General features: G+C 68.7%; 16 protein-coding genes. 3 read left to right on the forward strand and 13 right to left on the reverse strand.

The features are described 5' to 3' along the window. Positions 1-605: 605 nt before the first annotated feature. From KDK82_RS30745 to KDK82_RS30785, 9 genes are all read right to left on the reverse strand, one after another. Positions 606-1,775, reverse strand: coding sequence for an alpha-hydroxy acid oxidase (locus KDK82_RS30745; RefSeq protein WP_059400358.1), 1,170 nt, complete (start codon positions 1,773-1,775; stop codon positions 606-608). Between the two features lie 9 nt (positions 1,776-1,784). Further along, positions 1,785-2,759, reverse strand: coding sequence for a tripartite tricarboxylate transporter substrate binding protein (locus KDK82_RS30750; RefSeq protein WP_026062140.1), 975 nt, complete (start codon positions 2,757-2,759; stop codon positions 1,785-1,787). A 179-nt stretch (positions 2,760-2,938) separates the two neighbouring features. Next, positions 2,939-3,859 (reverse strand): LysR family transcriptional regulator, encoded by a 921-nt coding sequence (locus tag KDK82_RS30755; RefSeq protein ID WP_017404440.1) that lies wholly within the window; start codon positions 3,857-3,859, stop codon positions 2,939-2,941. 185 nt (positions 3,860-4,044) lie between these two features. Continuing rightward, entirely contained in the window at positions 4,045-5,223 is a 1,179-nt protein-coding gene (locus KDK82_RS30760; protein ID WP_026062141.1) for a Gfo/Idh/MocA family protein, read from the reverse strand. Continuing rightward, positions 5,220-6,197 carry a PDR/VanB family oxidoreductase gene (locus KDK82_RS30765; RefSeq protein ID WP_017404442.1) on the reverse strand — a complete coding sequence of 326 codons (978 nt, stop codon included), beginning with the start codon at positions 6,195-6,197 and terminating at the stop codon, positions 5,220-5,222. Before KDK82_RS30765 ends, KDK82_RS30760 begins: the two co-directional genes overlap by 4 nt. Before the next feature lie 9 nt (positions 6,198-6,206). Further along, entirely contained in the window at positions 6,207-7,184 is a 978-nt protein-coding gene (locus KDK82_RS30770; protein ID WP_017404443.1) for a tripartite tricarboxylate transporter substrate binding protein, read from the reverse strand. Positions 7,185-7,216: 32 nt separating this feature from the next. Beyond that, positions 7,217-8,206, reverse strand: coding sequence for an ABC transporter substrate-binding protein (locus KDK82_RS30775; RefSeq protein WP_026062142.1), 990 nt, complete (start codon positions 8,204-8,206; stop codon positions 7,217-7,219). Between the two features lie 4 nt (positions 8,207-8,210). Continuing rightward, on the reverse strand, positions 8,211-9,530 hold the full coding sequence (locus KDK82_RS30780; RefSeq protein WP_088167132.1) for a Rieske 2Fe-2S domain-containing protein: 1,320 nt from the start codon (positions 9,528-9,530) through the stop codon (positions 8,211-8,213). A gap of 44 nt (positions 9,531-9,574) precedes the next feature. Further along, complete coding sequence (locus tag KDK82_RS30785) at positions 9,575-10,036, reverse strand: bacteriohemerythrin (protein ID WP_088167133.1); 462 nt, start codon at positions 10,034-10,036, stop codon at positions 9,575-9,577. Positions 10,037-10,398: 362 nt separating this feature from the next. Here KDK82_RS30785 and nadC point away from each other — a divergent pair, with 362 nt between their 5' ends. Continuing rightward, positions 10,399-11,256 carry a carboxylating nicotinate-nucleotide diphosphorylase gene (gene nadC / locus KDK82_RS30790; RefSeq protein WP_103738775.1) on the forward strand — a complete coding sequence of 286 codons (858 nt, stop codon included), beginning with the start codon at positions 10,399-10,401 and terminating at the stop codon, positions 11,254-11,256. Between the two features lie 100 nt (positions 11,257-11,356). Here the strand turns inward: nadC and KDK82_RS30795 are convergent, their stop codons facing one another. The 3 genes from KDK82_RS30795 to KDK82_RS30805 all read right to left on the reverse strand — a co-directional run bounded on the left by KDK82_RS30795 (position 11,357) and on the right by KDK82_RS30805 (position 14,594). After that, positions 11,357-12,412 carry a zinc-binding dehydrogenase gene (locus tag KDK82_RS30795; RefSeq protein ID WP_017404448.1) on the reverse strand — a complete coding sequence of 352 codons (1,056 nt, stop codon included), beginning with the start codon at positions 12,410-12,412 and terminating at the stop codon, positions 11,357-11,359. Positions 12,413-12,459: 47 nt separating this feature from the next. Further along, positions 12,460-13,974 carry an aldehyde dehydrogenase gene (locus tag KDK82_RS30800; RefSeq protein WP_227472697.1) on the reverse strand — a complete coding sequence of 505 codons (1,515 nt, stop codon included), beginning with the start codon at positions 13,972-13,974 and terminating at the stop codon, positions 12,460-12,462. A gap of 104 nt (positions 13,975-14,078) precedes the next feature. Then, a complete protein-coding gene (locus KDK82_RS30805; protein ID WP_227472698.1) occupies positions 14,079-14,594 on the reverse strand; it encodes an ABC transporter substrate-binding protein in 516 nt (171 codons plus the stop codon). Positions 14,595-14,748: 154 nt separating this feature from the next. Between KDK82_RS30805 and KDK82_RS30810 the strand changes: the two genes are divergently transcribed. Together KDK82_RS30810 and KDK82_RS30815 are read left to right on the forward strand one after the other, a co-directional pair. Further along, positions 14,749-15,132: a type II toxin-antitoxin system RelE/ParE family toxin gene (locus tag KDK82_RS30810; RefSeq protein WP_011805136.1), complete on the forward strand. Its 384-nt coding sequence runs from the start codon at positions 14,749-14,751 to the stop codon at positions 15,130-15,132. Further along, positions 15,129-15,458, forward strand: coding sequence for a helix-turn-helix domain-containing protein (locus KDK82_RS30815; protein ID WP_011805135.1), 330 nt, complete (start codon positions 15,129-15,131; stop codon positions 15,456-15,458). Before KDK82_RS30810 ends, KDK82_RS30815 begins: the two co-directional genes overlap by 4 nt. A 12-nt stretch (positions 15,459-15,470) precedes the next feature. On the opposite strand, the gene KDK82_RS30820 is transcribed toward KDK82_RS30815, so the two are convergent. After that, positions 15,471-15,851, reverse strand: a 381-nt coding sequence (locus KDK82_RS30820) for a site-specific integrase (RefSeq protein WP_143343584.1), incomplete at its 5' end; no start/stop codon positions are given.

Here is a 15,851-nt window from a genome sequence, read left to right on the forward strand (position 1 = left end):
CGACCCCCTGCAAGACAGCGGCGATCGGCGTACATGAACGAGCCGACGGACACGAAGAAGCGGGAGGAGGTTGAAAAGGTGCTGCCCAGGCCAAGCGGACCGCACAAATATAGCACCGTACATTCTGCTGTTCTCAGTAGGCGGCATGCTGATCCAGATCACAAAACCATGCGGTTGCACGGGCAATGCCGGGACGATGCCCAACGCCTTCGTTCTGGCAGGCCATAGACTTTTCGCCCCGCGTCGCACGCTTGGCACCAGGCTACGCGCGCACTTCGGCGCGTCAACCTTCAGCGAGCGGCTTCCCGTCCGCTCGAGACAGCGGCGGCCGATTGGCTTCAGCGCCCCGCTCCGCGGCTGCCCCGCTCCGCGGCTGCGCCGCCCGGGATGCGCGTGCGGGAGTTGCGCACCTCTTGACCAGACCACGGTGCCTGCGACACGCGGCCCGCAGCTTGCGCCTGCGGGTATCGCGAACTGCCGGTCCCGGCGGCATCACCGCCCCCGCCGAGGAGGTCTATGCCGCCCCTGCCAAGGGGCCTGTGCCGCCGATGCTGCTTCGGTCCTTCTCCGGCGCCGGCCGGGAAACTGCAGTTTTTCCCGCCGCGTCATGCCGGCTGCAGGCCAACGTGCTGGTGCCCCAGCGCGTCCACCGAGTCCACCCCCAACAAGCCCATGACGCGGTCCGTCTCCTGCAGGAGGATCTCGAGCGCGCGACTTGCGCCGGCCTCCCCCGCCGCAGCCACGCCGTACAGGGGCGCCCGGCCCAGCAGCACGCCGCGCGCGCCAAGGGCGAGGGCCTTGACGATGTCGGAGCCCCGCCGAAAGCCGCTGTCGACCAGGACGGGCATGCCCCCGGCAGCGGCGGCGACCGAGGGCAGCATGTCCAGCGTGGCGGGCAAGCCGTCAAGGCTGCGCCCGCCATGGTTGGACACCACGACGGCGTCCGCCCCATGGGAGGCGGCCAGGCGCGTGTCGTCCGCGGTGAGGATGCCCTTGACCACCAAGGGGCCCGCCCACTGCGAGCGAAGCCAGGCGACATCCTCCCAGCTGTAGAACGGATTGCGCTGCGCGCGGGTATAGGCGGCCAGCGCGTACGCGTCGGAGCCCGGTGGCAGGAACTCAGCCAGGTTCTCGAAGCGCGGCATGCCGCGGGCGAACCATGTGGAAACGACCCATCGCGGATGGGTCGCCGCGTCCCAGACGATGCGCGGAGAGAAATGCAGTGCATGGGCGAATCGGTTCCGCACATCCCGCTCACGGTTGCCCGGGATCAGCGAATCGACCGTGACCATGAGCGCGCAGTAGCCGGCCGTGTGTGCGCGCGCCAGCAGCCTGGTCGCGACCTCGCGTCCGCCCCACGGATAGAGCTGGAAGAACTTGGGTCCAGCCGATGCCCTGGCCACGGCCTCGATGTCGTTGTTCGAGCCGGCGGACAGCGAGAACGCCACGCCCGCCGCTGCGGCCGCGCGCGCCAGCATGAGGTCCGCGTCCGGCACGTAGATGCCGTTGAGGCCCGTCGGCCCGATCATGAAGGGCGCCGCGAGCCGCTGCCCGAACAGCGTGATGGACAGGTCGCGCGAGCCCTTGCCCGTGACCATCCGCGGCAGGAGGTGATAGCGGTCGAAGGCGGCGCGGTTGCGCCGCAGCGTCACTTCGTCCTCCGCGCCGCCTTCCAGGTAGTCCCAGATCACCTGCGGCAGCCGCCTCTTGGCCAGCCGGCGGAGATCCTCGATGTTGACGACCGACGGAGGCTGCAGTTTGCGGTGTGAATGCATGCGCCTCGCCTACTCCGCGCGGATTCCCGCCGCCTGGATGATCGGCCGCCAGCGCGCGATCTCGCTGGTGATCAGGTCCATGAACATCTGCGGCGGCCCGGGCGTGACGTCGACGCCCTGCGATTGCAGACTCGCGCGCGTGGAAGGGTCGGCCAGGGCCTTGTTCAGCGCCGCGGTCAGCTTGGCGACGACCGTGTCGGGCGTGCCCGCCGGCGCCATGATCCCGTACCAGGCGCTGGCTTCCACGCCGGGCAGCCCGGCCTCGCCGGGGGTCGGCACGTCCGGCAGGGCCGGGGAGCGCTTCTCGCCCATGACGGCCAGCGCCTTCACGCGGCCGGCCTGGATCTGCGGCAACGCCGACACGAGCGGCTCGAAGATCACCTGGATCTGGCCGGCGATGAGGTCCGTGATGGATCCCGCGCTGCCCTTGTAGGGCACATGCGTCATCTGGATGCCCGTGCGCAGCTTGAATAGCTCGCCCGCCAGGTGATGGGCGGAACCCGTGCCGCTCGAGCCGTAGTTCACGGCGGTGGGCTGGGCCTTGGCGCGCTCGACCAGGTCGCGCAGCGACCCCGCCGGGAAGGCCTTGTTCGCAATCGCCACGAGGGGCATCATGCCAATCTGCCCCACCGGCCGGAAATCCTTCACGGGATCAAACGGGAGCTTGTCGTACATGCTCGCCGCATAGGCGTGCGCCGAGGGCGTCACGATCAGCGTGTAGCCGTCGGCCGGAGACTTCGCGACGATGCCGGCCGCGAGCGTGCCGGCGGCCCCGCCCCGGTTCTCGACGATTACGGGCTGCCCCAGCGAATCCCCCATCTGCTGGATGAGCGACCTGGCGATCACGTCCGTGGGGCCGCCGGCCGGCGCGCCCACGAACAGGCGGATCGGCTTCGTGGGGTAGGCGGCGCTCTGCGCCTGGGCGCTCGGCTGCAGCTGCAAGGCCAGGCTCGCGACGACGAGCGACAGCATGCGAAATCTCATGAGGTATCTCCTGAATGGTTCTTGGAAGCGGAAAGGATCCCGGCGCTTGCGCCCGGCCGGGTGCCTCCGGGGCGATCCCGGATGCTCGGTCCAGCGGACTGGCCCGCCGACCTGGGAACAAGCGAAGCGCCGCCCGCGGCACGCGTGGGGAAGGTGGCCGGCTGCATGACGGCACGCTCCTAGTCAAGCACCCGCCTCTGCAGCGTGTCCCGCACCAGTGTCCGCAGCCAGCGGTGCGCCGGATCCTCGTGCTGGCGCCTGTGCCATATCTGGATCACCTCCACGCTGGGCGATGCGAACGGCAGCGGCAGGGCCGCGATGCCTTCCTTGCCCTCGAACGCGCCGGCGAGGTCCATGGGAATGATGGCCGTCAGGCCGGTCTGCGGGATGATGGTCAGCAGGCCGAGGTAGTGGGGAATCGTGGCCACCACGTTGCGGTGGATACCCATCGCGGCCATGGCCTTCTCGATGACCTCCTGGCTGCGGCCTTCCGTTCGCACTGCGATGTGGAGCGCCGACTGGAAGGAAGCGAGGTCCAGCTCGCCGCGCGCGGCGAATTCCTTGTTGCCCGTGATGCACATGAACCCGCTGTTGCGCAGGAGCCGCTGCTGGAAGACGCCGCCGTTCTTAATGTCGGGGAAGTACCCGATCGCGAGATCGACGCCCCCCGATTCCAGCCCCTCCTCCAGCTTCTCCACGATCGGCGAGACCGTCCGCAGCCGCACGCACGGCGCCTGCTTGCGCACGGCATTGATCACCATCGGCAGATAGCAGGTCTCGCCGACATCCGTCATGCAGATCGTGAACAGGCGCGACGAGGTGCGCAGGTCCAGCGCCACCTTGGAGAAGATCTGGCGGCGTGCCAGCTCGAGGGCCTGGCGGATGGGCTCCGCGACTTCCAGCGCCTTTGCCGTCGGCTGCATCTCGTTCTTGACGCGCACGAACATGGGGTCGTCGAACGCCTTGCGCATCTTCGACAGCGCGTGGCTCATCGAGGGCTGGCTCAGCTGCAGCCGCTCGCCGGCCTTGGAGACGCTGCGGGTCTCCATGAGCGCCTCGAAGACGACGAGCAAATTGAGGTCCTCGTGGGACGGTTGCATCTTGGCCTACCCTTTGGCTGGATCGATGGGAATCTCCCCGGTCTGGCGCGGCGCGCCATGAAACCCGGGCCGCCGCGAGGTGCGGGCCGTGGCGCCTGGACCGCCCCCGGCGGCCCGCACGCGCCGGTGCCTTCTCCGGCCACGGCCTGCACGCGGAGCGCCACGGCGCACGCAAGGGCGCCGCCTCAGCGCAGCAGCTCCACGTCCTTGCCCGAGCCCGCCGACTCGAGCAGCGCCAGGCACACCTCCAGCGTGGAGCGCGCCCATTCGCCGTCATGCAGCGGCGCGGTCCCGTTCACCACGGCCTCGTACAGTTCGTCGATGACCTCGAAGCGGGGCACCGCGGGCCGGCCCAGCGGCCGCCGCTCCTTCGTGAGGTCCCCGTACACGCAGACGCTGTCGGGCAACGGACGGATATCGCCGCGCTCGCAGGACACCACGACCGGCCCGAAATGCTGGTGCCACGCCGGCGGCGCGCCCGCGGACGCGGGCACGTAGCCGGGCCCGCCATAGGTGCCGGCCGCCTTCAGGCGCGCCTCCTCCTCCGGCGAACCCACGGTCGCCAGCTTGCGGCGCGCGGCGCCGTACGCCTCGGGCGACTTCTCGGCGCCCATCTCGCCGATCCAGCCGCACCATTCGTCCGAGTCGAAGTGCCCGTAGCCGTTGTAGCTGACGCTGGCGAACGCCCCGCCCTCGAACCACAGCAGGGCCGAATAGGCGCCCTGGGTCGGGCGCCTGGGGTCCCAGTCGCCTGTGATCGCGCGCACCCGGCTGACCCGCGTGCCGGCCAGCAGGCGCACGATGTCGACCTGGTGGGCGGCCTGGCTGAACACCACGCCGCCGCCCTCCTCCGTGCGCAGCTCCTCGGGACGCCGCGGCCGGTAGAGGAAGTCGGTGTAGTTGAGCGCGTGGATCATGCGCACCCGCCCGAACTCACCGCCCAGGGCGATCTCGCGCGCGCGCAGGTACGGCGTGTCGAAGCTGTGGCAGTGGCCGACGATGAGGTGCACGCCGGCGTCCCGGCAGTCCCGGATCATCGCGTTGCAGTCGCCGAGGGACAGCGCCATGGGCTTTTCCACGAGCACGTGCTTGCCGTGCCGGGCGGCGATGCGCGCCTGCTCCGCGTGGAACTGGTGCGGGCTGGCGATGTAGATCGCCTCGACGTCCGGGTTGGACGCCAGGCCCTCGATGTCCGGGTACACCGGCGCATCGAAGTCGCTCGCGAAGCGCTCGCGCGCCGGCTCGCGCGGGTCGCAGGCCGCCACCAGCCGCACGCGCGCGTCGCGCTGGAGCGTGGGCAGCATGAGCGTGAAGGCGCGGCCGAGTCCGGCGACGCCGAGTCGAAGTGGGCGGCCGGCGTTCACAGGTCGATCACCAGTTCGTCGGACTTGGCCCGGGAGACGCAGATCATGATCTGGCTGTCCATCTCCTCGGGCAGCAGCACCATGTCTCGGTGGTCGGCCTCGCCGCTCAGCAGCTTCGTGCGGCAGGTGCCGCAGGTGCCGCTCTCGCACGAGGACGCCGCGTTGCAGCCGTGCTCGTGGAGGACCGACAGGATGGACTTGCCGACGGGCACCTCGAACGCCGCGCCTGAGCTGGCCAGCTTCACCAAGAAGGGCTTGTCGTCGGGCCGCACGCCCCCGCCCTCGTTGAAGCTCTCGAAGTGCACGTTGGCCGGCGACCAGTGGCCCGTCATGTCGCGCACCGCCTCCATCAGCGCGCGCGGGCCGCAGCAGTACACGTGGGCCGTGTTGGGCTTCTCCAGCACCGGCCAGAGGTCGAAGGCGCGCGCGGGGTCCCCGTGGCTGTGGTGGATCCGCACGCGGCTCTTGAGCTCGGGGGCGCCGAGCTCCTCGCGGAAGGCCGCAGTCTCGGGAAAGCGCGTCAGGTAGATGAGCTTCCACGGTGCCGGCGGCAGTTCGCCGAACGAGCGGATCATGGACAGGATCGGGGTGATGCCGATGCCGCCCGCGACGAAGAGGTAGCCCTTGGCGTTCTCGACCAGCGGGAAGGCATTCGAAGGCAGCGACGTGGGCAGCGTATCGCCCTCATGCAGTTCCTCGTGCATGGAGAGCGAGCCGCCCTGCCCCTCCGGATCGCGCTTGACGGCGATGACGTAGCGGTGGCGCTCCGCGGGATCGTTGCACAGCGAATACTTGCGCAGCATGCCATTGGGGGCCTGGACCTTGACGTGCGATCCCGGCGTGAACGGCGGCAGCTCGCTGCCATCGGGCTGTACCAGCTCGAAGCTGCGGATGTCGCGCGCCACGTCGAGGATCCGCGCCACGCGCAACGGCATCTGCGTGTCGGAATGGGTTTGGGGTGTGGTGAGCGTCATGACGCGCGACTACTCGGCCTTCAGCTGCGCCCGCGCGGCGGCGTCGGTCACCTGGGCCTTCTCTGCACGCAGCGCCCGCGCGAGCTGTTCGGGCGTTCCGCCCGCCGGGTCGACGCCCGCAGTGCGCAGCTGCTCGATGACCTCGGGGACCTTCACGATCCTGTTGATCTCGGCATTGACCTTGGAGATGACCTCGCTCGGCGTACCGGTCTTCGCCAACACCGCGACCGTGAATGCGAAATCGAAGCCGGGGATCTTTTCCGCCAGGGTAGGCATCTGCGGTGCCAGCGGGGAACGCGTCGTCGAATTGGTGGCCAGAAGGCGCGCCTGGCCCGACTTGACGAAGCCCATGAGCGACGGCGGCGAAGCGAACACCATGTCCACCTGTCCGCCGATCATCGCGGGGACCGAGACGGCGCTGCCCCTGAACGGAATGTGCGTCATCGAGATGCCCAGGCTTGCATTCATCGCCTCCATCGTCAGGTGGTGGATGCTGCCGTTGCCGGCGGAGCCGTAGTTGAGGCCCCCTGGCTTCGCCTTGGCCAGCGCGACGAGTTCGTCCAGCGTGTTCGCCTTGACGTTCGCGTTGACGGCGAGGAACAGCGGGGCCTTGCCGACGAGGGCGATCGGCACGAAGTCGTTGGCCGCGTCGTAGGTGATCTTCTTGTTGATCAACGGCGTGATCGACAGCATCGGCCCATCGGTCACCAGCAGCGTGTAGCCGTCAGCCGGGGACTGCAGGATCGCGGAGGCGGCGACCGAGCCACCCGCACCGGGCCGGTTGTCGACGTAGACCGCCTGCCCCAGCGTATCGCCCAGCGACTTGGCGATGATGCGCGCCACCGTGTCGGGAAGGCCGCCGGCGGCATAGGGAACGACGAGCTTGATGGCGCGGCTCGGATAGGCCTGGGCATGGGCCAGGGAGCCGAATGCGAGTTGGGCGATGCAGGCCAGGCCAACCAGCCAGGCGGGGATCTTGTGCTTCATGGTGGGTGTCTCCAGTTGTGGGTGGTGCGGGATCAGATGCTGTAGGTCTCGTAGGTCGCGGGGTGGAAGAGCTCGCTGACCGGCACGTGGCGCGATGACAGGCCCTGCTCGTAGTGGGCCCGCACGAAGGTCTCCAGCGTCCTGGCCGAGGCCGCCACGCCGTACGACCAGAAGTCGTCCCCCATCGCCTCGCGGGCAGCCTGCAGCTGCTCCTCGACGAAGGGCAGCGTGACCTTGGTGGCCGAGGTGTCCGACAGCAGCTCCAGCGCGGCGGCCTTGGACTGGGTGAAGGCCTTGACGAGCGCGGCGGGAAGCCAGGGGTGCTTGGCGGCGAGTTCCTTCCTGACGGCCGCCACGTGCATGATCGGGAACACGCCCGTGCGCCGGTAGTAGTCCTTGGCCACCGCGGTCGGGTCGTCGAACAGCCAGCCGATGTTCGGGTTGGCGAGCGCCGACCGGCTCGGCGGGCGCGGCGCCATGAAGCCATCGATCTCCCCGCGGTCGAGCATCTGCGAGATCGTCGCCCCCTCGGGCGCCTGCTCGATCCGGACGTCGTCCGGCAGCTGCAGCTTGACCTTCTCGGGCCGCCCCGGCGTCTCGATGCCCCCGCGCACCCAGGTCACGTCGGAGGGGCGCACGCCGAAGTCGTCCTGCAGGATCGCGCGCGCCCACACGTTGGCGGTGAGCTGGTATTCGGGCAAGCCGATGCGCTTGCCCTTCAGGTCGGCCGGCTCGCGGATGCGGTCCTTGCGCACGTAGATCGACGTGTGCCGGAACGCCCGCGAGAGAAACACCGGTAGCGCGATGTAAGGGCACTCGCCCCGCGAGTGCTTCACCAGGTAGCTGGAGAACGAGAGCTCGGTGATGTCGAAATCGACGCTACGCATCGCCCGGAAGAACATCTCCTCGGGATTGAGGAGCATGTACACGGGATCGACGCCGTCGATCTGAACGCGGCCGTCGAACAGCGCGCGGGTGCGGTCGTAGTCGCCCATGGCGACGGAGAGTTGGAGTTTGCTCACGGGATCAGGACTTCACGGAATAGGAGGGTTCGAACTCGGGACGGTTTTCGCCGTCCAGCCAGACATAGCGGGTCTCGTAGGTGCGCCAGTCGGTCGTCTTGGGGACGATGGCCTGGAAGGAGCAGACGGCCGGCGTGGCCGCCTCGGCGCCGGTGCCGATGGCAGGCGCCCCCTGGTCGAAGGCTTGCACGGCCTCGAGCATCTGCTTGCGGAATTCCACGATCGCCAAGTCGCTGGCGCCCAGACGGTCATGCGTGCGGTCGGCGATGGCGCCCATGGTCAGCCACATCGCCACGTCCTGGTTCGGGAAGCCGGTGATGCCCGTGAAGTTGCCGGCCTTCATGGCGTTGCGGTCCTGCCAGAACTTGTTCGCCTCGTTGCGCAGGGGGCGGTAGTTCTGGTCCAGGTCGACACCCACCGTCTGGCGCAGGAACTTGCGCCAGGTGTCGGTCTCCGGCGTCTGCGACGGGTGGCCCCAGGCGATGAAATAGAACGCCGTGCTCGTGTCGTCCATCGGCACGTTGATGTTGGCCACGTTGTAGAGGTTGTTGGGCGGGATCAGGGCCGTGGCCGGTGCCACGAACACCGTCGAGCGCACGTAGTCGTTCTCCGCGGCGTTCGTGATCGGGCGGCGCAGCGCGGCATAGCGGAAGCCGAAGCCGGTGCGCTGCACCTGCATGCGCGGCGCCTTGTCGGTGGACGGGCGCAGCCAGGTCTTGTCCGTGGCCTTCGCGCCGTCCACGCGCGCAGGAACCATGTCGGAGGAGTGAAGGCTGGAGCTGTGCGCGGAGTCGATGGCACCCTCGAGGATCTGCGCCCAGTTGCACGGCAGCAGCACTTTCGCGATGCTCACCCGCGTGTCCGCCGTCGGCGCCCACGGCGGCGGCTGGAATTCGGGCATGGTCTCCTTGGGCCCCATGTAGGCCCACACCATGCCAGCCCATTCCTTGGTGGGGTACGCGGTGTGCTTGACCTTGTCGACCATGCCGCTCGAAGCCGGCTCGGAAGCCATCTCCAGCACGTTCCCGTCGACGTCCATCTTCCAGCCGTGGTAGAGGCAGCGAAGCCCTCCCTCCTCGTTGCGGCCGTAGACCAGCGACGCGCGACGGTGGGGACAGTACTCATCCATGACGCCGACCCGGCCGTCGCTGTCGCGGAAGACCACAAGGTCCTCGCCGAACGCCCGCGCCTTCACCGGCGTGCCGTCGGGTTCGATCACCTCTTCCACGAGGCAGATGGGCATCCAGTGGCGGCGCATCAGGCGTCCCATCGGGGCGTCGCCTTCGACGCGGCAAAGCAGTTCGTTCTCTTCGTGAGTCATCATGATGTCATCTCATCTCTAGTGGTGGTTGCTTCAGGGGGGTTGAACTAGCAGGCCAGGGCGGCCTCGGGCTTTCGGCCCACGCGCAGCACCACGGGCTTGGCGCCGTGCTGCAGCTTGCAGAGCCAATGGGTGAGTGCCGAGTCGAGGTGCTGGACGTGGGGCGGAAACCAGGCCGCCAGCTCGTCCGCCACGCGGCGGGCCACCTCGACCTCCCCGCGCGCCAGGCGGGCACGCACGCCGCGCAGCGTGGACAGCACCGCTTCGTGCTCGCTGATGTGGCAGTCGCGCGGCGGAAACGCCGTCGTGCGCATCAACTCGTTCTCGGCCGCGAAGTGCGAGGCCGCATGCTGGAGCACCGCGTCCAGCGCCTGCGCCATCTCGGGCGCGGCGGCGCACCGCATGCGCTCGATCAGCTCGGCCAGTTGCTCGTGCTCGCCATCGATCGCCGCATGCCCGAGCAGTAGCGAGTCTGACCAGATCGGCGCCGAGGTTTCAGTGGGGTTCATGGCGGGGAATGCGGGCACCGTCTGGCGGTGCCCCGTTTTGTTAGTCTCCTAATGATTTTAGGGGCACACGTTGATCCGGGCAACGGTTTTCCCTACGGGGTTTCCCTAGAATCATTTGGTCTCTAATAATTTTGTAAACTCGGACTCGATGTGTACGCATGGCGGTGCGTGTGCGTGCGTGCGCACCGGTTCGGCCGACGGGCAAACGTCTCCTCCAGTCGCGCGCATGAGCGAGGTGAGGCCGCAAGCCATGCTCCGGCGCCGGTGGCCCCGGTGGCTGGCGCTCCGCCGGCCCACGCAAGCACAGGCGGCACGGCCGCGCCGGGACGCGGCCTCCCCAGGATGAACAAAAAGGATTGAACGTGAGTGAGAGAGAGTTTCTGAAGCAGGTGCACCAGGACGTCGAGCGTGCCTTGGACGAGGATGTCGGCCCGGGAGACCTGACCGCGGAACTGGTCCCGGCGACCGCCCGCGCCACGGCCACCATCACGTGCCGCCAGGCGGCGGTCGTCTGCGGCCGGCCCTGGGTCGAGGAGATACTGCACCGCCTGGCGCCGACGGCGCGGGCCGACTGGCGCGTACCCGATGGCGGCACCTGCGTGCCCGGGCAGGCCGTCGTGGTGATCGAAGGCGTGGCGCGCGAGCTCCTCACCGCGGAGCGCACCTGCCTGAATTTCCTGCAGACGCTCAGCGGCGTGGCGACCAAGACCGCCCGCTATGTCAAGGTGGTCGAAGGCACGCGCGCGGCCGTCCTAGATACGCGCAAGACCATCCCCGGCCTGCGCGCCGCGCAAAAGTACGCCGTGCGCTGCGGCGGCGGCCAGAACCACCGGATGGGCCTGTACGACGCCGTCCTGATCAAGGAGAACCACATCGCGGCAGCGGGCGGCCTGACGGCCGCGTTCCGCGCGGCGCAGGCGCTCAAGGGCCGCGTGGCCTTCATCCAGGTGGAGGTCGAGACGCTGCGGCAGTTGCAGGAAGCGCTCGACGCGGGCGTGGACATGGTGCTGCTGGACAACATGCCCCTGGAGACCGTCCGTGAAGCGGTGCGGCTGGCCCAGGGCCGCTGCAGCCTGGAGGTCTCCGGCGGCGTCACCTTCGAGACGCTGCGGGCCTACGCGGAGACCGGCGTCGACCGCATCTCCGTGGGCGCGCTGATCAAGGACGTGACGGCCGTCGACTTCTCGATGCGCTTCAGCGAGCGGCCGCTGGAGGCCTGAGCCGGGACCGCGTCGCGTCGGCGCGCATGCCGGCGACCGGACGGGCCCGTGCGCCGGGCCGTGGCCCGCATACGCCCCCGGTACCGGCGCCCCGCCGCCATCAGAGCAGGAACACGCCCTTGCCGCCCACGCCCTGGTCGAACAGCCGGTAGGCCTCCTCGGCCCGGTCCAGCGTCCAGCGGTGGGTGTACAGCTGGCCGACGTCGAGCCCCTTGGCGGCGACGAAGGCGGCGCACTCGGCCTGGCCGGTCGTCGAGAACGTCCACGACCCCATGACCGTCATCTGGCGGCGCAGCAGCTCCGGACTGACGTTGATGCGCACCTCGCCGCCCTCGCCGACGAAGCAGCAGGTCCCCCAGGTCTTGGCCGCACGGATGGCCGCGCTGCGCGCGGATGCCGCCCCCGAGGTCTCCAGCGACTTGTCGACGCCCTGCCCGCCGGTCAGCTCCAGGATGGCTTCTGCGACATCGCCGTCGCCCGACGGGGCGAAGGCCACGTCGGCGCCCAGTCGGCGTGCGTGCTCGAGCCGCTGCTCGTTCGTGTCGATGGCGATGACGCGCGCATTCATGGCCCGCGCGAACTGCGTGGCCGACAGGCCGACGGGCCCCTGCCCGAAGATGGCGATGGTGTCTGCCGCGGACAGGTGCATGCGCCGCAGCGCCTGGTAGGCGGTGCCGGTTCCGCAGGCGATCGCCGCGCCGGCCTCGAAGCTCAGCGAATCCGGCAGCGTGACCACGGTGTTCGCCGGCACCTTCAGGTAGGGCGCGTGGCCGCCGTCGTCGTTGTTGCCGTACACGCGCACCATCGGCTGGACGTTGCGGCACAGCTGCTGCCAGCCGGTGCGGCAGTGCGCGCAGGCGTTGCAGCCCTGGTAGTGGTGCACCATGACCCGCTGCCCGACCCGCGCGAGCTGCGCCGGCACGGCCGAACCGACCGCGCAGACGATGCCCGCGGGCTCGTGGCCGGCGATGGGCGGGCGGCCGATCAGCGATGGCATGTAGGCAGGCTGGTCCAGCGGCCTGCGGTAGTTCTGCAGGTCGGTGCCGCACATGCCGGACGCCTTCATCTCGATGACGACGTCCAGCGGCCCGGGCGTCGGGTCCGGCACCTCGAGGTACTCGATCTTGCGGTTCCCGGGAAATACGACACCTCTCATCGTGGCTCCTATGCGATGGATCTGTGGCTGTGCGGCCGGGAGGGTGCCTAGGCCTTGAAGGCGAACGGGTCGCGCACCTCGTCGCCGAGCTCGCACCAGACGCTCTTGGTCTGCAGGTAGTGGTTCACGGCCTCGGTGCCGTTGACGCGCCCGATTCCGCTGGACTTGTAGCCGCCGAAGGGCGAATTGAAGGCCAGCGTGCGGTAGGTGTTGAGCCAGACCGTTCCCGCCTCGAGCCGCCGCGCCATCAGGTGCGCGCGCCGGAAGTCCTTGGTCCACACCCCCGCGGCCAGCCCGAACTCCGAATCGTTGGCCAGGGCGAGGACCTCGTCGTCGTCTTCGAAGGGCATGACCGCGAGGACCGGCCCGAAGACCTCCTTGCAGATCACCGGATTGGCCGCATCCGCCCCGCCCAGGATCGTGGGCGCGAAGAAGTAGCCGCCGTCGAAGCCTGGCACCGCCAGGCGTTCGCCCCCGCAGAGCACGCTGGCCCCTGCGGCCACGGCCTCGCGCACGATGGCCTGGTCCTTGTCCAGCTGGGCCTTGCTCGCGACGGGCCCCATCTGGGTGGCCTGCGCCAGCGGGTCGCCGACCGCGATCCGGCCCGCCCGCCGCACCAGGCGGGAGACCAGTTCGTCGTAGATGCGGCGGTGGATGTAGGCGCGCGAGCCCGCCACGCAGGTCTGGCCCGCCGCCGCGAAGATCCCGGCCAGCACCCCGATTTCCGCGCGGTCGATGTCGGCGTCCTCGAAGACGATGTTCGGGCTCTTGCCGCCCAGCTCGAGCGTGCACGGGACGAGCTTCCTGCCCGCCTCGGCGGCGATGGCCCGTCCCACGTCCGTGCTGCCGATGAAGGAGATCTTGCGGACCTGCGGGTGTCCGACGAGCGCCTCCCCGGTTTCCCTCAGCCCCGTCACGACGTTGAGGACGCCGGGGGGGATGCCGACGCTTTCCGCCAGCCGGGCGATCTCGATCGCCGAGGCCGACGTCACCTCGCTGGGCTTGACGACGATGGTGTTGCCCGCGGCGAGCGCGGGCGCGGCCGACTCGATCATCAGCAGCGTCGGAGAGTTCCAGGGCACGATGACGGCCACCACGCCCAGGGGCTCCTTGAGCGTGTAGTTGAGCACCGACGTCTGCGCGACCGGAATGACCGCGCCCTCGATCTTGTCGGCCATGCCGCCGAAGTAGCAGAGCCAGTCGCGCACGATGCGCGCCTGGGTCTGCATCTCCGAGGCCAGCTTGCCGTTCTGCGTCGCCTCGAGCGCGCCGATGTGCATCGCGTTCTCCGCGATCGCGTCGCCCCAGCGCATCAGCAGCCGGCCGCGCTCGGTCGCGGACATGCGGGACCAGGGGCCGCGGAATGCCTTGGCGGCCGCCGTCACCGCCCGGTCCACCTGGTCGGCGCCGGCGATGGCGAAGTCGCCCCAGCGCCGCCCGGTCGTGGGGTTGAAGGACTCGAAGGTACGTCCCGGCTCGGCCGCGACGGCCTCGCCGGCAATGTGCAGGCCGTAGCTGCGGGCGCCCATCTCGTGATTCGGCAGCGAAGTTGACTGCGACATGGTGGCTCGGATCCTCTTTCTGAACAAACGGGGTGGACACGGGCGGCCCTTGCGGGGGCGCGCCGCGCGGCGGCGCCACCCGACCGGGCACGGCCGCCTCTCGCCTACAGCGGACAAGCCGCCAGGTGCGGATCGGCCGTGCCCTCGAGCACGACCTCCTTGGACTTGAGGCTCCAGACGGGTCCGCTTCCATCGACTTCGACCGCGACGAACCGGTCGACCGGGAAGCCGTTCTTTCCGATCCGGTACTGGACCCCGCGAACGGACCGGTAGGCCGCCTTGCGCAGCGCCGCGCTCAGCTTCGCGGCTTCCTTGGTGTTGCCGCCCAGTTCGTCCACGGCGGCCTTCAGCTGCGTGACCATGTCGTAGGACGTCGCGGCGTAGTTCGACGGCAGGCGGCCGTACTTGGCATTGAATTCCTTGACGAAGCGCTTGTTCTCGGCGTTGTCCAGGTCCGCCGCCCAGAAGTCGGCTGTTTCCGAGCCAAGCACGCCCTTCACGCCCGCGGCCTGCAGGCTCGGCAGGTTGAGCTGGTCCAGCGTGAAGGCCGTGAAGGGGTGATCGTACTTTCCGTGCAAATTGGTGCGCTTCGCGAAAAAAGTTCTTTCAAAAACAACCACTTGTGAATATCTGAATTTCCGGCGCGCCGTCCTTTGCGTGCAGATTGGTGCGCTTTGAGGGTTGCGGCTCCCTTTCATCAGATGTCACCGCCATCGTCCCACCGGGCTCAGTTCGGTTTGACGGTCTATGCCTAAATTGGCATAATCACCACTAATGTCCACCCAGCCGCGCAAACCGCTCAAATGGGTCGGCTCGGCCAAGCGGGATCTGGACGGAATGCCCGAGGACGTCCAAGACGTGTTCGGCCATGCGATCGACCTGGCGCAAGCCGGTGGCAAGCACCCGGACGCCAAGGCGCTGAGCGGGTTTGGTTCCGCCGCGGTTTTGGAAGTGGTCGAGGATTTCCGGAGCGACACGTTCCGGGCGGTCTACACGGTCAAGTTCGCGGGCTGGGTCTATGTGCTGCACTGTTTTCAGAAGAAGTCCAAGAGCGGCATCAAGACGCCGAAGGAGGACCTGGACCTGATCAAGGCACGGCTGAAGGCTGCGGTGCAGGATTTTGAGGCTTGGCAAGCAAAGCAAGGAGTAAAGCGATGAGCCAGAACAGCCACATCACCATCGAAGAAGGCAGCACCAACGTCTACGCGGACCTGGGCTATGCCGACGCTGCGGAAATGCAGCGCAAGTCGCAGCTCGCGGCTGAGATTGCCCGCGCCATCAAGGCGCGACGCCTGACGCAACAGGGAGCCGCCGCGCTGCTGGAAATCGATCAGTCCAAGATCTCCCGCATCACGCGCGGCCAGTTTCGCGGGGTCAGCGAGGCGAAGCTGCTGGAACTGGTGGCCAAGCTGGGGCATGACGTGAAGATCGTGGTCGGTCCAGTACGGCGGCGTGCCGGTAAGATCGAGCTGCAGTTCGCCTGACGCTGCGACCCGTCAAGATCGCCGGGCTGCGAAAGCCTCCCCCATCTCCCGCGCCCGCTTAACCTCGTCGCCGTGCAGGTAGATTGAGGTCGTCGAAATCGATGCGTGCCGCAGGTTGTCGCGCACGGTGGTCAATTCGGCCCCGCGCGCCAATGCATGCGTAGCATGGGTGTGGCGCATCCAATGTGGGCTGGCACGGCGCAGTTTCTCGGCCGTGGCCGGGCTGTCCTTCTCAATGACTTCGGCGACCTTTGTGAAAAAGCGTCGCATCACACTCCACAGCCGCGTCGCGGTGATGCCCGCTGTACTCTCTTGATCGAGGCTGCCAATGGGGGTCTCCGTTGCAGCCCTGGTAGTGGTGCACCATGACCCGCTGCCCGACCCGCGCGAGCT

This window comes from Delftia sp. K82 (assembly GCF_002193035.1).
Lineage (GTDB): Bacteria > Pseudomonadota > Gammaproteobacteria > Burkholderiales > Burkholderiaceae_C > Comamonas > Comamonas acidovorans.

Coding starts and splice junctions, on each gene's coding strand:
- KDK82_RS30755 (WP_017404440.1), bottom strand. CDS start 3,859: ATGCAACCGTCCCACGAGGACCTCAATTTGCTCGTCGTCTTCGAGGCG.
- KDK82_RS30810 (WP_011805136.1), top strand. CDS start 14,749: ATGTCCACCCAGCCGCGCAAACCGCTCAAATGGGTCGGCTCGGCCAAG.
- KDK82_RS30785 (WP_088167133.1), bottom strand. CDS start 10,036: ATGAACCCCACTGAAACCTCGGCGCCGATCTGGTCAGACTCGCTACTG.
- KDK82_RS30770 (WP_017404443.1), bottom strand. CDS start 7,184: ATGAAGCACAAGATCCCCGCCTGGCTGGTTGGCCTGGCCTGCATCGCC.
- KDK82_RS30800 (WP_227472697.1), bottom strand. CDS start 13,974: ATGTCGCAGTCAACTTCGCTGCCGAATCACGAGATGGGCGCCCGCAGC.
- KDK82_RS30795 (WP_017404448.1), bottom strand. CDS start 12,412: ATGAGAGGTGTCGTATTTCCCGGGAACCGCAAGATCGAGTACCTCGAG.
- KDK82_RS30815 (WP_011805135.1), top strand. CDS start 15,129: ATGAGCCAGAACAGCCACATCACCATCGAAGAAGGCAGCACCAACGTC.
- KDK82_RS30765 (WP_017404442.1), bottom strand. CDS start 6,197: ATGACGCTCACCACACCCCAAACCCATTCCGACACGCAGATGCCGTTG.
- KDK82_RS30780 (WP_088167132.1), bottom strand. CDS start 9,530: ATGATGACTCACGAAGAGAACGAACTGCTTTGCCGCGTCGAAGGCGAC.
- KDK82_RS30745 (WP_059400358.1), bottom strand. CDS start 1,775: ATGCATTCACACCGCAAACTGCAGCCTCCGTCGGTCGTCAACATCGAG.
- KDK82_RS30750 (WP_026062140.1), bottom strand. CDS start 2,759: ATGAGATTTCGCATGCTGTCGCTCGTCGTCGCGAGCCTGGCCTTGCAG.